The sequence below is a fragment of the Paenibacillus sp. FSL L8-0435 genome (assembly GCF_037965655.1).
Lineage (GTDB): Bacteria > Bacillota > Bacilli > Paenibacillales > Paenibacillaceae > Paenibacillus.
Map to the genome: position 1 here is coordinate 5,715,440 of NZ_CP150185.1, position 21,260 is coordinate 5,736,699.

A 21,260-nucleotide genomic window follows, 5' to 3' on the forward strand; every position below is an offset into this window, starting at 1 on the left:
ACTTCTTCTAAGTTGCAGATTACACTTCTGCACATGTTATGACGAGATTAAACTCCCAACCAGCGTTTGAACATATGCTTGGTCGTTTGTTTGTTCATTTCGGCAATGGAGGTTGTCAGTGGAATGCCTTTTGGACAGGATTGCACGCAGTTCTGTGAGTTACCACAGCCCTCAATGCCTCCGTCTTCCATCAATGCTTCCAGACGATCGTCGGCGTTCATCTCTCCTGTAGGGTGAGCATTGAACAGACGCACTTGGGACAGTGCTGCTGGACCGATAAAGTCTGTTTTCTCATTGACGTTCGGACATGCTTCCAGACATACACCACATGTCATGCATTTGGACAGCTCGTATGCCCACTGACGCTTCTTCTCAGGCATCCGTGGACCTGGACCAAGGTCATAGGTACCATCGATCGGAATCCATGCTTTTACGCGTTTCAGGGCGCTAAACATCCGGCTACGGTCGATGACCAAGTCACGAACCACCGGGAATGTCTTCATCGGTTCGATACGAACGGGCTGTTCGAGCTTGTCGATCAAGGCTGCACATGCTTGACGTGGCTTGCCGTTGATGACCATAGAGCAGGCACCGCAGACTTCTTCGAGACAGTTGGAATCCCAGCACACGGGAGCAATGGATTTGCCATCTGTATTGACGGGGTTCCGCTGAATCTCCATCAGGGCGCTGATCACATTCATGTTGGGACGGTACGGAAGCTCAAATTCTTCGTTGTACGAAGATGACTCCGGGCTATCCTGACGGGTGATGATAAACTTGACGGTTTTGTTGGCTGTAGCTTGTTCCGCCATATCGTTGTCCCCTCCTCTGGTGACGATGATTGGTGTTGCTGATGCGCAAAGTTACTGGTTTGGTGCCCGGGAGACGCTTCGTCAGCGGAATGCCCCTCTGATCGCTGTTATCCCCGGATTTTTTTGATCAACCCTTCCCAGGGTTAAAATCCGGTGATAAAGGCGAAGAGTATGCTTTCGAAGTAGCTTTCTTTCAGAAAGCTTTCAGCTTCGCTTCTTCTGGGCATTTCCGCTTCCTCCGCTACGTCGTGCATACAGGGTCACTTTGCTGGAAACTGCTCTCCAATTCATTGTGGATGGCAGTATTGAAGTTCTGAACCATCGCTAAGCGCTTGCTTCTTCTGGGCATTTCCCTCACGTTGATGGCAGTAACTTTGAAAAAGCTCTGCTTCTTCAAAGTTCTCCTGCCTCTCCGTTCAGGTGTTTAACTATTCATTACATGAATAGTGTGATACTTCTTAATCCTTGGAGTAATCCCGGATACGTGGTGGGATCAGAGATACGTCTACTTCCTCGTACGAGATTTTCGGGCCTTCCTTCGACCAGCTCGCAATTGTCGTTTTCAGGAACTCTTCGTCATTACGTTCCGTGAATTCCGGTTTGTAATGCGCGCCGCGGCTTTCATTACGCAGCAGTGCGCCGAGAGTCATTGCTTCTGCCAATTCAATCATGTTCCACAGTTGGCGAGTGAATGCTGCGCTCGGGTTATTCCAACCGGAGCTGTCATACATGTTGATTTTGCCATAACGCTCTTTCAATTCCTTGATCTTGCCAATCGTGGCTTCAAGCTTGTCGTTGTAACGTACAACCGTCATGTTGGCTGTCATCCACTCGCCAAGCTCTTTATGAATGACATAGGCATTCTCCGTGCCCTGCATTTTCAAGATGCCTTCGTATTTGTCGCTTTGTTGTTTGGTGTGTTTCTCAAATACGGAAGATGGGATATCGGCGGACGATTTTTTTAGTCCTTTGATATATTCAGCCGCTTTTGGTCCTGCCACCATACCACCATAGATCGCAGATACCAGTGAGTTTGCACCCAGACGGTTCGCACCATGGTATTGATATTCACATTCACCAGCTGCGAACAGCCCCGGAATGTTAGTCATTTGGTTGTAATCTACCCACATACCGCCCATGGAATAGTGGACTGCCGGGAAAATTTTCATTGGGATTTTACGCGGGTCATCACCCATGAACTTCTCATAGATCTCAATGATTCCGCCGAGTTTTACATCCAGTTCCTTCGGATCTTTGTGCGACAGATCGAGATAAACCATGTTCTCACCGTTCACACCCAGACCCATGTCTACGCAGACACTGAAGATTTCACGAGTCGCGATATCACGTGGAACCAGGTTACCGTAGGATGGATATTTTTCTTCAAGGAAGTACCAAGGTTTGCCGTCTTTGTACGTCCAGATCCGTCCACCTTCACCACGCGCGGATTCAGACATGAGACGTAGCTTGTCATCCCCTGGAATGGCTGTTGGGTGAATCTGAATGAACTCCCCGTTGGCGTAGTTTACACCTTGCTGATACACCGCACTTGCCGCTGTACCTGTGTTAATTACAGAGTTGGTCGTTTTACCGAAGATGATACCCGGACCACCACTCGCCAGAATAACCGCTTCTGCCGGGAAGGTCTGTACCTTCATCGTTTTCAGATCCTGAGCCACGATCCCGCGACATACGCCTTCATCATCCAAAACCGCCTGCAGGAACTCCCAGTTCTCATATTTCGTAACCAGTCCGGCTGCTTCCCAGCGACGTACCTGCTCGTCTAATGCATAGAGCAATTGTTGTCCTGTTGTCGCTCCGGCAAACGCCGTACGGTGATGCTTCGTTCCCCCGAAACGACGGAAATCAAGCAAACCTTCTGGTGTTCGGTTGAACATTACGCCCATACGGTCCATCAAGTGAATGATGCCAGGTGCTGCTTCGCACATCGCTTTAACAGGAGGTTGGTTCGCAAGGAAGTCACCGCCGTATACCGTATCGTCAAAGTGTACCCATGGGGAGTCACCCTCACCCTTAGTATTTACCGCTCCGTTAATGCCGCCTTGTGCGCATACAGAGTGGGATCGTTTAACAGGAACCAGTGAAAATAAATGAACATGGACTCCGGCTTCAGCCGATTTGATCGCCGCCATCAAGCCTGCGAGACCGCCGCCCACAATAATTACATTCGTTGATGCCATTGCTGTTCACTCCCTTATAAGTCAGCATTTATACGCTAAATGCTTAAATTAGAACTGTTTTTACTGCGTCAATCATCGAAGTAGCTGTCTGGAAATCAATGCTCCGGAAAGCAAATAGTGAAGCAATAAACATGATGGAAACAATAGCGAACAAGCTCATACATACGTAAGAGGATACACGCTGCGCACGCGGACCAACTGTGATTCCCCAGCTAACGAGGAACGACCACAGACCATTGGCAAAGTGATATGACGCCGCAACCACACTGATCATATATATCGCAAAGGTTATCGGATTCGTTACCGCATCATGTATAACGCCGCCAATCTCTTCATGGGATACATTACCCAGCGCAATCTGTACTCGCGTCTCCCATACGTGCCAGATGACAAATACAAACGTAATAATACCGCTTACCCTCTGTAACGTGTAGCGCCAGTTGCGCTCATTACCGTAACGCCCAACGTTAGGCTTGGCCTGATAGGCAATGTAAAGACCATAAACACCGTGATAGAACAACGGCAGCCAGATAAGTAATGCCTCAATTACAATAACAAGAGGCAAACCGTTCAGAAATGCAACGGCACCGTAAAAAGCTTCTTTGCCGCCTTCAACTGCCGTGAAGTTCGTCACCAAATGCTCAACAAAAAACAGACTGAGCGGAATGACGCCAAGCAAGGAGTGCAGCTTTCTGGAGTAAAACCCTTTCATAAAATGTCGATCCCCTTTCGCTAAATACAACGTTTTCATAAATGATTTCACTTATCATGACACGAATCCTTTTCCCTGAAAAGGTTCGACAAATTGTTCCGTTTTCCCCAGGTGTGAACAACTTGTGTCACGGTTCATGTTACTCCTTTTTTTCTTATAATGGAATTGCAATATAATTATTAAATGTTATAACCTATAGGTATAAGCAGTGAAACATTGGGTTTACAGGCCATACAACATGGAAAACGATTAAACAAGGGCAAGAATCACATTCATGGAAAAGAGGTTATTGTTCATGTTTGAGGAGTTAAATGCATTTGCAGCGGTCGTGGAGCAGTCCAGCCTGAACCGTGCATCCAAGTTACTGAACTTGTCCCAACCCGCACTCTCACGTAAAATTGCCAAATTGGAGGATGAACTCGGGGTTGCACTGTTCCACCGCCGTGGCAAACGGCTGGAGTTAACGAGTGTGGGCCAGTTCACCTATACCTACGCTGTAGAACAGAAGCAGCAGCAACAGAAGTTCCTCACCATGCTGGCCCAGTATAAAGACGAAGAACAGAGCGCCATTACACTCGGAGCCAGTCTGACGACGCTTCAAACTACGTTACCACCTCTCGTCAATGCCTTTATGGAGAAACATCCAAATGCCGAACTGAAACTGTTGACGGGTAAAACACATGAGATTGTCTCGTTTGTGCGTGACAAAAAAGCCGATGTGGGCATTGTCGCCTCCTCCATCAGCGAAGTGGGGCTGAACTGCGTACCGCTATTTGATGATCATCTGGAGCTGGTTGTACCGCTCACGCACCCCTTATCCGGCAAGGAAGCCGGGATGGAGCATTTGCAGGATCTGCCGATGATCACGTTCTCCAAAGGTACCTGGTACCGCAAATTAACGGACGATCTCTTCCAGCGCTGTGCCGTGATGCCGGATATTCGCATGGAGATTGATTCCTTTGAAGCGATCATCCGACTTCTGCCTTCCGCCAAAGCAGCTGCTCTATTGCCCAAGTCATATCTTCGTCCACAATTGCTCGCGGACAATGATCTGGTTTCTGTTCATTTGCCTCAATTACAGCAGACCCGCAGAACAACTTGCATGATATATGGGGAAAAAGAGGACCTCAGCGAGACCTCCAGACAATGGGTCAAGGAGACGGCTGCACTCTTTACAGCTAAGGCGCCATTGCCCTCACGGAGGACTACGACGCCTTAGCTTTGATCTGAATCAGCCAGGCTCTAACGCCTGGCTCTTCCATTTTAACTTATGATAATTATCAGCTCTCCTGGCTGATAACCTCTTCTTCAAATCGGTCGATATCTGCATTATTACCAATGATGACCATGATATCCCCCATTTGAAGCGAGTCCAATGCCGTCGGAGCGATAATGACCCCGGCTTCTTTCTGTAACGCCACAATGCTGCAACCAAAACGTACGCGTGCATTCAGGGTTGAAAGGGTTTTGTTGTGCAGACAGGCGGGAACCTTCATCTCAACAATACTGTAATCATTGGATAATTCAATGTAATCCAGCAAGTTCGGGGTAACCAGCTGGTGGGCAACCCGAATGCCCATATCCCGCTCAGGATAAACGACACGATCGATGCCCAGCTTGTCGAGTGCCCGTCCGTGAAGAACGGAGATCGCCTTGGCAACGACCGTCTTGACACCCAGCTCTTTCAGCAGGATGGCAGTGAGAATGCTCGTCTGAATATCATCCCCGATGGCTACGATGCAACAGTCGAAATTTCGAATACCCAGGGAGCGCAGCACTTCCTCATCTGTGGCATCAGCTACAACGGCATGGGTGACCAGTTCACTTATGTCTTCGACGACTTCTTCATTTTTATCGATCCCGAGCACCTCGTAGCCGAGTTCCATTAATTCCTGCGCCAGACTGGAGCCAAACCGCCCAAGCCCAATCACCGCAAACTGCTGTGTTTTCATTGTTCTTCACGAACCCCTTATCCAGATCAATTTCATAACTCACTAATAATAGATTTATCCAATAATCATTTTGCCTTCCGGATACCTGTATAACTCTTTACCCTTTTTCTGCCCAAGTGCATACGCTAATGTGATCGGTCCAAGCCTTCCTGCAAACATCGTAAAACAGATCAGAAGTTTGCCCAAAGTAGTCAGCTTCAGCGTCAGTCCGAGCGATAATCCGACAGTACCAAAAGCTGATGTCGTTTCAAATAAGATCATCATAAAACTGGCGTCTTCTGTGGTACTCAGTGCCATCGTTACAGCTATGATGAACAAAAGCGCCAGCAATGTAATGGTAAGCGCCTTGAAAATCCGTTCCTGTACGAGCCGATAGCGGAAAAACACGATATCTTCACGTCCACGCATCATGGCGATGACCGCTCCAGCCATAATCATAAATGTCGTTGTTTTGATCCCGCCTCCGGTAGAACCCGGCGAAGCACCAATGAACATCAGAATGATCATAAAGAACTGTGTTGCCTGTCTCAGCCCCGCAATATCTACCGTATTGGCTCCTGCTGTTCGCGGCGTAATGGATTGGAAGAATGAACCGAGAATTTTGCCACCCCAGTTCAGGCCACCCAATGTCCGTGGATTGCTGAATTCAAATACGAAAATGACAAGTGCACCAAACACAATCAACAATCCAGTTGTTAACAGTACAACTTTGGAGTGCAGAGACAGCTTTCGCGTTTTGCGGTAATCTACCAGGTCTGACAACACCACAAAACCGATACCGCCAGAGACAATGAGGAACATTGCTGTAAAATTAACCAACGGGTCATACACATAACCGGTCAGACTGCGGAAATCGCCAAACATATCAAAGCCCGCATTGTTGAACATGGAGATCGCATGCCAATAGCCATAATAGATCGCCTGTCCGACCGGCATGTCGAACGACCAGCGGATGGCAAACAGTGTGCCACATATGCCTTCAATAATGAGTGAGTAGATCACAACTTTCCGAATCAGCCGGACGATGCCCTCCATCGTGCTCTGATTCATCGCTTCCTGTAGAATCAACCGTTCTCTAAGCGAAATCCGCCGTTTGAACGCAATGGCAACCAATGTGGACATTGTCATGAAGCCCAGTCCACCAATCTGAATCAGAATCGCAATCACAACCTGACCCAGCATCGAGAAATGAGTCCCTGTATCCACCACTACCAAACCGGTGACACAAACAGCCGAAGTTGCTGTAAAGAGCGCATCAATAAATGCAAGACTGTCACCGTTACGGTTGGATGCCGGAAGCATTAACAATAGTGTACCTACCAATATGATGCCAGCAAATCCTAACACAAGAATACGGGGTGGCGATAATCGCATCCATTGAACATTCAGTTTCACTTGAGTATCTTCCACCTCTTCTAAAATGAAAATAACTCCACACCCGTGGAGCCTTCTTCATTTGAAATGCTGTTGCCAAACGTTAAACAAGTATGATTCAGATTAATACGACATATATAATGAAGTTGGAATATATTCTATTCGTTCCCTTGTTGGGCGAAAGACATGCGAATCATTGCACATTTGCTTCAAAATTATAAGCGCTGCGACGTTTGTAGACAAAACGTTTTTTGTGTAAATAGCATCGAATTCCGCCAAAAAGGGAAGAACTCAGATATGGCGACGGATGGATCAGATTCTTTCGGTCCTTTTCATTCATTTTCAAGGATTTACACCTGTTTTCGTTACATCATTGGCATTCGGTGCTTGCCCTGTGCTATGTTAACTTTAATATCCATATTAGATTAAGGAGGAACACCATTACATGAATCCCTTAGGGCAGCCTTTGCTACTCAAGGCTAACTTCAAGCGGCTGGGGTTGCTTGCGGCGATTGGCCTGATTCTATTTTTTGTATTTCAGATCTTTCCAGCTACCTCATCACAAACGACAGAAATTCCGTCCACCTCCTTCATAACCAAGGAGCAGGCGAAGCAATCCGCACGATCATTCGCAGCTTCTGTGAATGACTATTCACTGCCAAATGATGATGAAAAAACTCTGGTAACCTACCAGACACATTCCGATATCTACGGGTATATGGCCAAAACCAAACAACTTGATACCTATAACCAGAAATGGGAAACTAGCTATCCTTACGATGTATTCCGCGTTCGTTTGCCTGATCAACACAAAGGCGGTTATCTTAATGTTGACGTACATATGAAAACAGGAAAAGTAGTCGGCTTCAAACGGGAACTGCCTTCTTCCCTCTATACCGCCATTGAGGCGGAGCAGGTTAGTGGACGAGTGACCACATCGCAAGTACTTGCTGAAGGCAATATATCTCTGGACGAGAAACAACAGCTCGCGGCTGGCGTTCTGACCGAATTCGGTTATGAAGTGCCTACACTTCAACTGGAGACTCGCGATGGTGAAGCGGGACTGAAGTATACAGATTCTGCAAAAGCCATCGGAGACTCCAAGCTTGAACTGAACTTTACGTTTGAAGAGGGTGCGGTACGATCGTTCGATCCTGGCTTCTCGGTCCCTGAATCCCATACCGATTATGTGAAAGATCAAACACGTCAGGCCAATTGGATGACTTATGGCGGCTATGCATTCCTGACCTTTGTTCTGGGCGTGCTGGCAATCATCTATAGCATTCTGACCCGAGCACATACATCTTTCAAACGCGGAATCATTCTCTCGCTGGTGTATTTCGCAGCTTCAGTAATTGGTACACTGAACATGATTCCACTCTTTCAGGCACAAGGACTTTCCAGCTTCATGTTAGCGTTCCTGATGTTAATGCAGGCAGGAATTACACTGGTTATGAGTGCAACCATCTATCTGTCTCTCGTTGCTGGTGACGGCATGTGGCGTAAAATAGGTCTGAACCCATGGCCTCGTGCCAAGGAACCCGGATATGGAAAATATGTACTTCACAGCATGGTTGCTGGTTACCTGTGGGCGTTCATTCTACTGGGTGTTCAATCCATCCTGTTCTTCATTCTGGAGCGAAGCATCGGCACATGGTCAACGACGTCAGCAGATCAATCTACATTTAATATGACCTATGCCTGGCTCTTCCCGATCATGGCCTGGATGGCCGGTATTGGTGAAGAAACTGTTTATCGACTGTTCGGCATTCGCATGATGCAAAAGATTGTGCGTAACACGTTTATTGCCTGTCTGATCCCAACCATCATTTGGGCACTTGGACACACATTGTATCCGATCTATCCAGTAATCACTCGTCCCATTGAACTGATGGTGATTGGATTGCTGTTCAGTCTGATCATGCTGCGTCACGGCTTCATTGCCGTTGTATTTGCCCATGTGATCTTCGACAGCTTGCTGATGGGACTCAGCTTGGTCTTTATGGGCGATGCCCTGAATATGGCTGCCGGACTCTTCTGGATTGTACTGCCGGCCATCGTTGGATATGTGGTCTACAAATTCAATCCAAAACAAAAAGAGAAGCCGTATGTTACGACTCCTCATCACGAAGTGCTGCAATAATCTGATTTGCCAGTTTGTCACCAATAGATAGAGGCCGGAAATCTTCGACGCTGGCCTCTTTTATTTTGCGCAAAGAGCCAAAATGCTTCAACAGCAACTTACGCCGCTTCTCTCCAATACCCGGAATGGCATCCAAACGTGATGTCACCATCGATTTGCCACGTTGTTCCCGGTGGAACGAGATCGCAAAACGGTGGACCTCTTCCTGTATCCGCTGCAACAGGTAGAATTCCTGACTATCCCGAGGCAGGGAGATGACTTCTGGTGGATTACCGATCATCAACTGTGAAGTCTTATGCTTCGCATCCTTCACCAGACCACATACCGGAATAAACAGCCCCAGCTCATTTTCCAAAATATCGACCGCAGCCGAGATCTGTCCCTTACCACCATCGACCACGATCAGGTCAGGCTGGGTCAGGTTTTCTTTTAATACCCGCTCGTAACGGCGACGGATGACTTCTCGCATGGTTTCATAATCATCCGGCCCTTCCACCGACCGGACCTTGTACTTCCGATATTCCTTCTTATCCGGTTTACCATCGGTAAATACAATCATGGCAGATACCGGGTTTGTACCCTGGATGTTCGAGTTATCAAACGCTTCAATACGGTGAAGCTGATCCAATCCAATAAAACGTCCCAGCCCTTCGGCAGCTTTGGATGTCCGTTCTTCATTTCGCTCAATCAAACGGAACTTCTCTTCCAATGCCACACGTGCGTTATCCACGGCCATAGTGATCATCTGGCGTTTCAATCCACGTTGCGGAATGAGCACTTTGATCTCCAACCACTCCTGTAAAGCAGCAGCAACCTGAGTTGGGTCTTCCAGTCCTGATGGAAGCTTTTCAGTAGAAGCAGTTGTATCCGTTATTGGAGCATCCTCTTGCATACTGTCAGGTTGTTCACCTTCTGCCTCAGCGGAACCTCCGTAAGCTGCACGAGTCTCAGCAACCAGTAGTGGCTGGGAAGCGTTACTGTGCTCCCCTTGTCCCGTCTGCTCGAACTCTACCGTAACTGCGGCAGGCACAGATCCATCAGCAACAGACCCCGTATCCAAACTATCGTTATCTGTTGCAAGATCCTTGGGCATTTCCGGCAACAAAATCTCTTGTGGCAATGCCGGATTATCGCTGTAATACTGTGTTACATAGGACATGAAATCACTGTACGCCTCACCGTAAAACGGGAAGGTTGATACGTGACGTTCAATCATTTTACCCTGACGCATATATAGAATCTGGACACACATCCAGCCTTTATCAATGGCAAAACCAAATACATCACGGTCTCTGGCATCGGCCATCGTAATTTTCTGTTTTTCCATCATCGCATCGATGGCGATTACCTGGTCGCGCAGTTCCTTGGCCCGTTCAAAATAAAGATCCTCCGCAGCCTCTTGCATCTTACGCTGCAAATCCTTCTTAATCTCTTCGTGACCACCGCTTAGGAATGAACCAATCTCTTGTGAAATCTGGTCGTACTGTTCCTTCTCCACTTCTTTCACACAAGGGGCAAGACACTGTCCCATGTGATAATACAGGCACACTTCTTTGGGCATTACACCACATTTGCGCAGTGGATACATGCGATCAAGCAATTTTTTCGTTTGGTGTGCCGCATACGAGTTCGGATAAGGTCCGAAGTATTTGGCTTTATCTTTCAGCACACGCCGGGTTACTTCCAGCCGGGGGTGCTTTTCATTTGTAATTTTAAGATATGGGAATGTCTTATCATCCTTGAGCAACACGTTATACCGCGGCATATGTTTTTTGATCAGGTTACACTCCAGAATGAGTGCTTCCATGTTACTGCCCGTCACGATATATTCAAAATCACGGATTTCAGACACCAGACGCTGAGTCTTTCCATTATGACTGCCGATAAAATAAGAGCGTACGCGGTTCTTCAGCACTTTAGCCTTACCTACATAGATAATGGTGCCTTCACTGTTCTTCATCAGGTAACAACCAGACATGTCTGGCAGCAAAGCGAGCTTGTGGCGAATCTGCTCCAATGCCTTCTCCTGATCCTGCAAATCATTCATGAATTGATCCATAATTCGGTGAATCCTCCTTCCCGAAAAAAGTATAAATAAAAGGTTACACTAAGCCATTCTGATTACAGTACCGTCTTCCAATCCGTTATCGTATTGTCTCTGAGTCACCTTTTTCTATAAGAAGAAACTAAAGATAATTCACACTGACACTACGATGACAGAACAACCTTCCAATCCCTGTTATCCCCAGATTTTTTTCATTCCCTTTTCTCAAGGGAAAAATCTGTTGATAAAGGGGAACGCTTCGCTTCTTCAGGTTTTTTCTGTCCTCTCCGTTACTGTGTAAATACATAGTTCCAACTATATCAGAGATGAATCCGGGATAAACGCGAGCACTTCGCTTCTCCAGATCGGTTCTGTACTCTACATTCAAGTGTAAAAAATATATACTTTATATTGTCCTCTATAAAGGTATTCGACGCAAAACGCCCCCGGCATGTAAACCGGAGGCGTATGTGTAAGCCTGTGAATTATTGGTGTTTTGCAATGATGCCTTTGAGCGCATCTTTCGAGTTCAGACCAACCACTTTATCTACCGGTTGACCGTCTTTGAAGAAGATCAAAGTTGGAATGCTCATTACGCCAAAGCGGGAAGCAGATTCCGGATTTTCATCCACGTTAACTTTAGCAATTTTCACTGCATCGCCAACTTCTGTGGACAGCTCTTCCAGGATTGGAGCGAGCATTTTACAAGGACCACACCAAGGCGCCCAGAAATCAACAAGAACCGTTCCTTCGCCTTCTACTTCAGCGTTGAAGGATTGATCGGATACGTTAACAATAGCCATGAAATTGTCCTCCTTATATATACTTACGGTTTATTTTAACCTGTAACGTCGTGAACGACACTTCCAGTATAACACAGGTACGTCAAACTTGTGAATTGAACGCTGCAATGTTCATCTTCCCAACATCAAATCTTCACAATTACAGGATGTGGCATACCAACTGCAAAATCTTTACAAACGCTTTCTTTTCCAAGTATACTAAAATTACTCCGGGTTTCAGCCCCCATACGGGCAAGCTGTTTCCCCATAAGGAGGCAATAACATGGATGCAAATGTGCGGATCAGCGACCCGCGTGAACATGTGAACGAGGAACCCCGCAACGATCTATTTGATCTGATCGCGGGTGTTGCCGGCATGGCCGGTCTCATGACAGTGATTTTTTTCGGTATGGTTATCTTCAAATTCCTCACCGAATAGGACACTCACAGGTCTCACGCAGGACCAGAAAAGCCCGGTTTTCGCAACAATGCGAAAGCCAGGCTTTTTTTGGGACTACTTATCGTTTAAGAAGAACATTTTGTAAATCAGACCAAAAGCTAACCGGTTTAACGTTTGCCACGCTGATTCTCACCCCGAACGGAGATAACATCCACGAATGGACGAATCCGGTCCATCAAACGTTGACCTTTATTCATTTCCTCGCCATCCCGATTGGTGAAACTCAGGTGTTTTTCAAGCCCATCCAGATTGTAATTGGACGTATAGAACGTTGGTTTGCGATTCATCCGATAGTTCAGAATGGACCCCATCACATGATCCCGAACCCAAGGGTTCAGATTCTCTGCCCCAATATCATCAAAGATGAGCAGATCACAGCTTTTCAAAATATCCGTCATTTCCTTCAGCTTCTGCCCTTCACTAATCATGGATTTCAGATCCTCCACAAAGTCAGGCATATAGATAATGACACCCGTGTGCCCTGCAACCGCCAGTTCATGCAGCAGATAACACATCAGGAACGTCTTACCCGTCCCGAAAGTTCCCTCAAGAAACAGTCCTTGCGGAGATAATCCGTTCTCCTTGGTCTCCCTAATATACCGAAGCACCTGATTCACTGCCGGAGCACGCATCCGATCCTTGCCCATAATCTCCACGTCGTTGTATCCAGCACTGAGCGCACGCTCGTCCACATAGAAACTGCGAATGCGTTGCTTAATGATATGTTCATTTTGCCGGGCGATATGTTTGGAACAAGGCGCTTTTATATCTATGATTTCGGGTTTACCGTTAAAATGTTCTACTTCCAGTTTGCAAAAGTGGCCCTGAAAATCGTTAGGACAGTTGTCGAGTCCCGGACAATTCGCACAGTTCTTAGAGTCTTTGGCGTACTGAAACAGCTTGCTCAGATCGGTCATGAGCTGTGCATCTTGCAGTTCAGGATGACCTGCGCGGAATTCGCGTACGTACGGATTTTCCATCAATTCCGCCGCAATCCGCCGCGATTGCTCACGAAAGGCAGGGTTCAGCTGCTGAAGCAGTCCTCCCAAGGATTCCATGGCTTCAAGCCCCCTTAATGTTTCAATATAGAATGAACAATTGAAGTGTACCCATAGCCATCTTGATGGCATAGGAACTTTCGATCATTAGCAATTCTACTGTTCATTCTATAGAAAAACAACCAATAACTCAACAGATACATCTGGTAAATAGCGTAACCCTTCCACCACCGTACGTAATGCCTAGTTTAGAGCACACTTGCAGTCCGGTACCTTTTAGTGCGTGGTCAAAAGTCTGTTTTTCGGCCTTTTGAACAACCTTTATTAGAGCCGTAAGCCAACAGTGATGATCTCGCATGAACCTGTCTCTATGTTCCATTCCTTGCTGGCAAATGATAATGTCGATGCCTCTTCTATGCTGTGAGAATGGAGCATTTTGCCCTCTTCCTCCAAGATGTTGCTCTTGTATGCCGTTTCGAATGGCTGTGGATTCGCCTGTGATGCAGCAAGATTTAACGTGGCAGAGTTGGTGGTCATATTGAACCAGCGTAGCATCACATCACCGGAATCCTCATTTACCTTGAGTGAAGAAAACGCCAATCCGTCTCCTTGCCATGCAAATGGTGTGTTACTAGGTGTCAGATAACCCGGGTGTACTTCGGTTTGTGCCAGCGTCCAAGGAACCTGGAACTGATAGGCCTCGATATATGCACCTGATGCTGCACCATTTCCATCATGCGGAATGATCTCGATCTGAAATGTATGTTCACCAAGGCATTGTGCTTCCGGTGTAGGGAACAAACCCCAGTCTCCGAGTTCGCCAACCGCACGAAGCAGCGTTACGGCAACCGTGTTACGTCCATCTTGAAGGACTTCATATTCATTCAGGCCCAGATTGGCAACGACCAATCCGACGTCTTGTTCACTTACATCTACAAAATTCTGTTGATGCTGTGTATTGCTTGGATTTTGCCACTCCGGTGCAGGCTTGTTATCACGTGTTGCAATTTCGAACATGGAATCCACATGATGAACAGCAGATACAAGATCCGTTGGGAAAAGAGCACGCACCCGATGATCCTTCGCCTGATTGTTGAAGGTTGTCTCCACCTGGACACCTTTTCCACTACGACTAAGCGATATCACTGTACGGATCTGAAGTGGAGTCATTTTCGCTGAACGCTGGGCTTTGCGATGTGGATAATAAATCAGTTCCCGCTGTTCCTGATCCAGCATCTCATCCGCAGACTCCGGTATTTCCCAATGATGGATCACTTCGAATGAGGCCAAGTATGATGTATTCTCAAGGACCCGAATCTCTGCCTGAAGCTCGCGTGTTGTTCGCGCCACTTCGTTCTCTGGCTGCTTGAACATGTATTCATTGCCGATATCGCCCACATTTTCGTACACGCCGAGCTCTTTAAAAGTCCGACCTGTTCGTTTATCTGTGAGTGTGAATGAACCATTGTCTGCAATCGTGACGATCATATGTTGATTTTCCATGCCACGTTCACCACGCAACAGCGTAGTCGTTTTCGACGGAGTACCACTCTTAGCATCATCCGCAACGTTGACCAACGCATAGGTTTTCAGGCCAAATGCGGCTACATTTTCTGTTTCAAAACGAATACGAACGCGCCGACAGCTATACGGCTGACGGAAGCGATCATCTGGCAGATCATAGCCAAATTGCAGACCCAGATCCTCCACCGTACATGGAATGTGATTACCATCTTCATCTACCAGTATGCGATCTGACAGGTCAACGGCTTTCATCTGTGCCGCCATTTCCTCCAATGTATATCCATCCCGGAAATACAACCGAGCCGCGTCCAGTTCCATCTGAACTACACCGCTGCGTTCCCACCCCGTTGTATTAAATACCACGACAGGCCGGGCACCTTCGCCGTAGCGCTCAAATATGGAGGTATCGACAGCTGTAGCAATCTGGCTGGTGCTCTCTTCAATTAAAGCCTCTGCCACATGACGGCTCTTATCAAACCGTGTCACCATCTCGCGATGCACCTCATCCACACTGCATCCACAGATGCTGTCATGCGGATGATTTTGCATCAGCGTTTTCCAGGCATATGTCAGTTGATCATGTGGATAAGCATGACCAAGCAGATAGGCATAGGATGCCAGGGGTTCGGCCACTTTTTCCAGCATGGTCTGGCCCAGCTGGTTCATCTGTTTCAGATACACACGAGCCGAGGCGGTATTCACCAGAGTTCCCCAGCCATCGGTACGTTGGCTGCGCAGTTCGCCTTTGACCGTGGACAACTCATGTTCAGACGATGCTCTCAAAGCTTCCAGATAATCTGGAAAGTTGGAGTGAATGAACTCGATATCGGGATATAATTGCTCAGCCATACGGATGGCTTCTGGCAGGTCTCGTTGAATCGGCTGGTGATCACATCCGTTCATGTACAACAACTCATTCGTTGATGCATATTTCTCAGCGTCTGCAAGCTTGGTTTCCCAGAACTTGCGGGCCGATTCCTCGTCTACCGGAACTTCATTTCCGTTGGAGTACCAGTTGGCAAACAATACACCGAGTACTTTTGATCCGTCTGGTCCTTCCCACATCAGCTCCGAGAAGCTTGATTCATATCCGGCATCCGACACCGTATTATTAAATCCCGTAGGCTTCACACCACGACCAAAGAACACATTATCAATGCCTGATTGCTGCATCAGCTGCGGAGTCTGTCCGACCAATCCAAATGTATCGGGAAAATAACCAATTTTCGAAGGTGTGCCGTAACGTTTAGCGTCCTTATGTCCAACCTGCATGTTGCGCACATTGGCTTCTCCACTCGTCAGAAACGCATCCTGCAAAATGTACCATGGTCCAATCACAATCCGCCCATTGCGGATATGTTTCTCCAGTCGTTCCTTCTGCTCCGGGCGAACCTGAAGATAGTCTTCGATGATAATCGTTTGTCCATCTAAATAAAAGCTTTTGTAGTCCGATCCCTCATCAAGCTGATCCAACAGTGAATCGACAAGCTGAATGAGTCGCATATGATGCTTCTCATACGGCAAGTACCATTCCCGATCCCAGTGGGTATGCGAAATAATATGTGCTCTCTTTTTCTTGGTCATTGTGTTATCCCACCTCTTTCGTCTTGTTGTACAATCTCAACCTCATCCGGGCGATACACCGCAGTCAGCTTTCCGGAAGCATCCGTGGCAAACAGCACGGAACGATTTTTTTCCAATTGGAACGAGTACGATACACCTGTACGTTGATCTCTCACATGAACTTCATGGTTCAAGACAAACTCCGATACAAATACATACAGATTTCCTTTTGAAAAACTAAGCTTCCGGCCGTAGATCCCAGCGATATCCCCACCGGATATCCATTCCAACTCCTGTTCGATGCCCGAAATTTCAGTTGCATAACGATACAATTCAGCAAGTGGCTCGTCCCGTCCATTTAACTCGAGCGGCAGTGGAGTCCAGATTAATTTCCCTTTGCCCAAAGGCAGAACGTGTACTTCATCTGCTGTACCATTATCCCCATGAAGCAACGTCTCCTTTGCCACCTCGGCGATCCGACGCCGTCCATAGGTCACCCGGTGGTTCACGCCATTAATATTCAGCAATTCTTCCCGCTGCACGTTGCCCAGACTGCGTTTGCCTACAATATGATCTGCCCGGTCAGTTGCCTTCCAGTACGCATCCAGCCCCAGTGGTCCAGTGATGAGCAGGCTCGTGCCTTCGTTCTCCGCGAACTTGAGCAATTGTTGCAGTGCATCGCTGTCCATATTGTGTGGACTCGGCACGATAATCAGCTTGGGTGGCTGCTGCTGCAGTGCTTCCAGATGATATTCGGATAACGCACGGAACGGCAGTTTCAGATCATAAGACATCACGCGAGTAAGCTTTGTTGTGGCATCATAGGCCAAGGCACGGTTGGAGAAGTCATTGGAATACGGGAACACCACTGCAATATCCTCAAGCTCGCGGTCTTCAAAGAGATCACGAATGCCATGCATGAATCGGCCAAAATCATAAGACACATCCGCCTCTGGCTTCTCCGTACCATCTGCACGAAGGGCTCCGATATGAGACTCATTGGCATTATCCATATAGAAGTTGGTGTTCCAGATCCATTGCACCGCTCCTGCGCCGCCTGTTGAGAACGCATAGGCGTACTTGCGTTCGAGAATGCCACGAAGCTCTTCTTCCGTACGTTTGGCTCGTCCATCCGGGGTTTCCACATACATGATGCCCGTCTCCTGAATGAGATTTGGCTTATGTGGCGTTTTAGCGAAAATGCCATCCCAGATCAGATCATCGTTTAACCACCAGGAATGCACCGTTGTATAGTCCACTTCACGTTCATAGAAGAATGGTGAAGGACGCTGCGAACCAAGGGCTTCGTCCTGTCCCACGGTGACCAGATGATTCGGCACCAGATCCTTGATCGTACCTACAAGCTCTCTAGCCCATACATTGTGCATTTCCATGGAGAAAAGACAATAATCAAGCCAGCGTGTTCCTTTTTTGGCCTTGTGCATGTCCTGTACATCAAAGTTAATCTCTTCCGCCTCCGGGATCACCGCGGCTGCAAAGTTCGGAAGCTGCTTCGGTGACATGTTCCATGCCTCCTGCAACGCTTCAATCGTCTCATGACGTTGTTCAAGCCAAGTGATATAAGCCTGCTGTTCATATGAATCCCTCGCCGAGCGTGGGCCAGCTGAGAAGATACGCACCGGATCAAACATGGATGGCTCATTAATCAGATCCCAGTCCACATGGGTTGTATGCGTGTGACGACTGACGATGCTTCGGATGAAACGTTTCTGTGCTTCGACACTCTGCGGGTCCAAATACGGATTCGTGCCTTCCCATGTCTCCGGTGTAAAGGAGAAGAAAGTGAACGTGACCTGTAAGCCGTGGCGCTTCGCCGTTAAAATAAATGCATCAATGGCACGAAGCACATCCTCTGCCATATGTCCGTCCACCTGCATCATGTTGCGATAGGCGGTCCAGATTCCCGTCCGAATCCAGTTGATTCCTGCTTTCGCCATCTGAGCCATGTCTCGATCCCAAACATCCGCATTTGGCAGAAACAGAAATTTCCTTGCCACATCGGAGGTCATGTAGGTCATGCCCACAACAGGCAGAGGACGTCCGTCTTTTACAAAATAATCTCTGCTGCGGCTAATCACTTCTCCTTCTGCCAGCAGTGCTGCATCTTGTCCCCAGAAGCCTTGACGCAAGGTCCGAACTTCCCCGTCAGGTGCCTGCGCGTGGCATATGATCCGATACAGCCCACTTTCAATGGAAACCGGGAGAAGTATGCGTTCAAACCGCTGCTCACCGGAAAGTTTCATCTCCAGTCGATGGTTCCATACCTTCTCTGTCATGCCACTTGTGCGATCCTCATGCTCGACCGTAATGTCAAACGTCCACAGCTCGGACTCGATAAGTCTATTGCCTGCTCGCTGTAAAATCTGGCCTTGCAGTGTGAGTACAGCCCGCTCATCTGGTTCGTACGAAGCATAATTTGTTTTCAGGGATAACTCGGTTACACCTTGCGCACAGAATTGCGCCCACTTCACAATCTCATCAGCGCCATCCTGCGTCCAGAATGAGGTGGTCAGCGGCAGATGCACAAACATCCAGCGTGAACCAACGAAAGTCCCGCGGGAATTCTCCCACAGAACGACCGGAGCGGCGACACTGCGTCCATCCTTACTCATGCCACGAAGTAATGGGTAAATCTGCGTACTCATCGGGCCGGATGATCCCATCTGATGAGGCAGATCACTTGTTTTGGTTGTATGTGGAACCAGATTCCATGTATCTGCCTTCTCAAACAGTCCTTCTTTCCCAGTGAGAAGCGGGATCTGTTCGGATGACGTGTACGATTGCACATTGGCAGAAGATACGTTCAGTGCCTCATGAATATAGAGTTCCTGGTGATATGCGGTCTGCTCCGACTCTACGACCCATGCCCCATTCTCATATCGAACCGGACGTTTAAAGGGCGCACCACCAACACTGATCAGGCTTCCGCCCTGATGCAAGTAAGCTGCAATCTCCGTCCAGGCGGATTTTGGGAAATAGGGTGCATGCAGATTCACCAGACATCCTTCACCTGCTGTAGTCTTCAAAGTCTCTGCGAGTTCTTCGGCGTTTACAACGGTGATCTCTTCAACTGCTTTCCATGTATTCAGAGCCTCATGAGTTGGAGAAGCACCTTCCATCGGAAACGCAGGATCAGCGAAGATAATCAGCTTTTTATCATTAGGTTGGATACTCATAACAGGCCATCCTTCATCGATCTATAGACCAACTGGGAGAACAGGCTGTTGGACCATGCAAACCATTTTCGTGTAAAAATCGTTGGATCATCGGCGTGGAAGCCTTCATGCATATAACCTGTATCTGCATCTGTCGCTTCGAGCATGCGAATAATCTCCAGTTTCTCCTCGGCAGACTGCGCAGTCAGTCCTTGCATGGACAATCCCATATGCCAGATGTAATCTGGTGGGGTGTGCGGACTTCCAATCCCTTTGGCAACCTTGCCTTCATAATAGAACGGGTTCTCTTTGCTCAGGGCAAAACGGCGCGTATTCTGGTAGATCGGATCATCCGCTGTGACGTAACCCAGATATGGAATGGACATAAGTCCCGGTGTACCCGCATCGTCCATGAGACAGTGGTTGCCATAACCGTCCGTCTCGTACGCATAGATCGGTCCAAATTCCGGATGACGATAAATCCCGTACAACTGAATGCCGTGATCCACGTCCTGCTCCAGATCCTTCAATTCCTGCAAAAGTTCCATATCCCGGAACACCCACTCGGCAAACTCCTGCATCTGGCGCAGAGCTACAACCGCGAACATGTTGCCAGGGATATTGTAGTGGAAATCACACGCATCATCACTGGAACGGAAGCCGGACCAGATCATACCGGTGTAATTGACTGGCATACCCTTTCCATGATTGCGCAGGGAATCTGTTGGGATACCGTTATTGCGAGTGAAGCGATATGGAGATTGTTCCATGTGATGCTGTTCGACTTTGAACAGGTCCACGATTTTACGCATCGCTGCCTTGAAGCTTGAATCGAAAATATCGGTTAGCTCGGTTTCCTTCCAATATAAATAGGCCAGGCGCACAACGAAACATAATGAATCAATCTCGAATTTGCGTTCCCACACCCAAGGTGACATCTCGGTCTCGTCCGTGGTGTTCCAGTGCCAATCGTTGGCCGTCTCATTGAAGGCATTAGCATATGGATCGATGTGTACATACTGGATATGACGTTTGATCAGCCCGCCAATAATGCGTTGCAGGTCCTCGTCTTCTTTTGCAAACGGAATGTAATGTACCACCTGCTCCACGGAATCACGCAGCCAGGAAGCTGGAATATCTCCTGTGATCACAAAAGTCGTACCGTCCTCCATCAACTTGGTTGTTGTTTCGATAGTGTTGGGGAAGCAGTTTTTGAATAATTGAAGTAGCTTTGGTCGGTGAGCCAGTTTCTGTTCTGCTTCTTCGAGCACAGCCTGAATAGATTGTGGCAAGCCAACAGGCGGCATGGGTATTTTGGGTAATCTGAACTGTTCCATGGATGAGTGCAACTCCTTAAACAAATTGAATGGTGTAGCTATACAGGATGAAACAAAAAATTTACACGGGACCACTGCGCGGTCAGAAATATCCTCCGATCGCTGTTATCCCCAGATTTTTTTGATTCCCTTTTCTAGAGGGTAAAATCTGGGGATAAAGGCGAACGCTTCGCTTCTTCGAA

Annotated in this window: 15 protein-coding genes; 4 read left to right on the forward strand and 11 right to left on the reverse strand. The window is 47.7% G+C overall.

Features of this window, described 5'->3' with window-relative positions:
- Nucleotides 1–47: 47 nt before the first annotated feature.
- A complete protein-coding gene (gene sdhB / locus NST33_RS25445; RefSeq protein ID WP_036605794.1) occupies nucleotides 48–812 on the reverse strand; it encodes a succinate dehydrogenase iron-sulfur subunit in 765 nt (254 codons plus the stop codon).
- A gap of 4 nt (nucleotides 813–816) precedes the next feature.
- On the opposite strand from sdhB, the gene NST33_RS25450 reads away from it, so the two are divergent.
- Nucleotides 817–939: a hypothetical protein gene (locus tag NST33_RS25450; protein ID WP_260632727.1), complete on the forward strand. Its 123-nt coding sequence runs from the start codon at nucleotides 817–819 to the stop codon at nucleotides 937–939.
- 331 nt (nucleotides 940–1,270) lie between these two features.
- On the opposite strand, the gene sdhA is transcribed toward NST33_RS25450, so the two are convergent.
- Together sdhA and NST33_RS25460 are read right to left on the reverse strand one after the other, a co-directional pair.
- The gene (gene sdhA / locus NST33_RS25455; RefSeq protein WP_221821002.1) at nucleotides 1,271–3,013 is read right to left on the reverse strand and encodes a succinate dehydrogenase flavoprotein subunit; all 1,743 of its coding nucleotides are present in this window, start codon (nucleotides 3,011–3,013) and stop codon (nucleotides 1,271–1,273) included.
- Between the two features lie 43 nt (nucleotides 3,014–3,056).
- A complete protein-coding gene (locus tag NST33_RS25460) occupies nucleotides 3,057–3,725 on the reverse strand; it encodes a succinate dehydrogenase cytochrome b558 subunit (RefSeq protein WP_036605792.1) in 669 nt (222 codons plus the stop codon).
- Between the two features lie 295 nt (nucleotides 3,726–4,020).
- On the opposite strand from NST33_RS25460, the gene NST33_RS25465 reads away from it, so the two are divergent.
- A complete protein-coding gene (locus NST33_RS25465) occupies nucleotides 4,021–4,944 on the forward strand; it encodes a LysR family transcriptional regulator (RefSeq protein ID WP_221821003.1) in 924 nt (307 codons plus the stop codon).
- Between the two features lie 61 nt (nucleotides 4,945–5,005).
- Here the strand turns inward: NST33_RS25465 and NST33_RS25470 are convergent, their stop codons facing one another.
- Both NST33_RS25470 and NST33_RS25475 read right to left on the reverse strand, forming a co-directional pair.
- Nucleotides 5,006–5,677 carry a TrkA family potassium uptake protein gene (locus NST33_RS25470; RefSeq protein ID WP_017692455.1) on the reverse strand — a complete coding sequence of 224 codons (672 nt, stop codon included), beginning with the start codon at nucleotides 5,675–5,677 and terminating at the stop codon, nucleotides 5,006–5,008.
- A gap of 54 nt (nucleotides 5,678–5,731) precedes the next feature.
- Nucleotides 5,732–7,072: a TrkH family potassium uptake protein gene (locus NST33_RS25475; protein WP_339179093.1), complete on the reverse strand. Its 1,341-nt coding sequence runs from the start codon at nucleotides 7,070–7,072 to the stop codon at nucleotides 5,732–5,734.
- Between the two features lie 424 nt (nucleotides 7,073–7,496).
- On the opposite strand from NST33_RS25475, the gene NST33_RS25480 reads away from it, so the two are divergent.
- Nucleotides 7,497–9,194 carry a type II CAAX endopeptidase family protein gene (locus NST33_RS25480; protein ID WP_221821004.1) on the forward strand — a complete coding sequence of 566 codons (1,698 nt, stop codon included), beginning with the start codon at nucleotides 7,497–7,499 and terminating at the stop codon, nucleotides 9,192–9,194.
- Here the strand turns inward: NST33_RS25480 and uvrC are convergent.
- Entirely contained in the window at nucleotides 9,163–11,253 is a 2,091-nt protein-coding gene (gene uvrC / locus NST33_RS25485; protein ID WP_339305538.1) for an excinuclease ABC subunit UvrC, read from the reverse strand. The two genes, NST33_RS25480 and uvrC, sit on opposite strands and share 32 nt — an antisense overlap.
- A 470-nt stretch (nucleotides 11,254–11,723) precedes the next feature.
- Nucleotides 11,724–12,041, reverse strand: a complete 318-nt coding sequence (trxA, locus tag NST33_RS25490; protein WP_017692451.1) for a thioredoxin — start codon at nucleotides 12,039–12,041, stop codon at nucleotides 11,724–11,726.
- A 262-nt stretch (nucleotides 12,042–12,303) separates the two neighbouring features.
- Between trxA and NST33_RS25495 the strand changes: the two genes are divergently transcribed.
- Nucleotides 12,304–12,459 carry a hypothetical protein gene (locus NST33_RS25495; RefSeq protein ID WP_017692450.1) on the forward strand — a complete coding sequence of 52 codons (156 nt, stop codon included), beginning with the start codon at nucleotides 12,304–12,306 and terminating at the stop codon, nucleotides 12,457–12,459.
- A 128-nt stretch (nucleotides 12,460–12,587) separates the two neighbouring features.
- Here NST33_RS25495 and dnaI read toward each other — a convergent pair whose 3' ends face one another.
- The 4 genes from dnaI to NST33_RS25515 all read right to left on the reverse strand — a co-directional run bounded on the left by dnaI (nucleotide 12,588) and on the right by NST33_RS25515 (nucleotide 21,078).
- Complete coding sequence (dnaI, locus tag NST33_RS25500; RefSeq protein WP_076319793.1) at nucleotides 12,588–13,538, reverse strand: primosomal protein DnaI; 951 nt, start codon at nucleotides 13,536–13,538, stop codon at nucleotides 12,588–12,590.
- 264 nt (nucleotides 13,539–13,802) lie between these two features.
- A complete protein-coding gene (locus NST33_RS25505; protein ID WP_339305540.1) occupies nucleotides 13,803–16,586 on the reverse strand; it encodes an alpha-mannosidase in 2,784 nt (927 codons plus the stop codon).
- Nucleotides 16,583–19,762: a beta-galactosidase gene (locus NST33_RS25510; RefSeq protein WP_339305542.1), complete on the reverse strand. Its 3,180-nt coding sequence runs from the start codon at nucleotides 19,760–19,762 to the stop codon at nucleotides 16,583–16,585. The genes NST33_RS25505 and NST33_RS25510 overlap by 4 nt, the downstream gene beginning before the upstream one ends.
- A complete protein-coding gene (locus NST33_RS25515; RefSeq protein ID WP_127547024.1) occupies nucleotides 19,759–21,078 on the reverse strand; it encodes a glycoside hydrolase family 125 protein in 1,320 nt (439 codons plus the stop codon). Before NST33_RS25515 ends, NST33_RS25510 begins: the two co-directional genes overlap by 4 nt.
- Nucleotides 21,079–21,260: the final 182 nt, after the last annotated feature.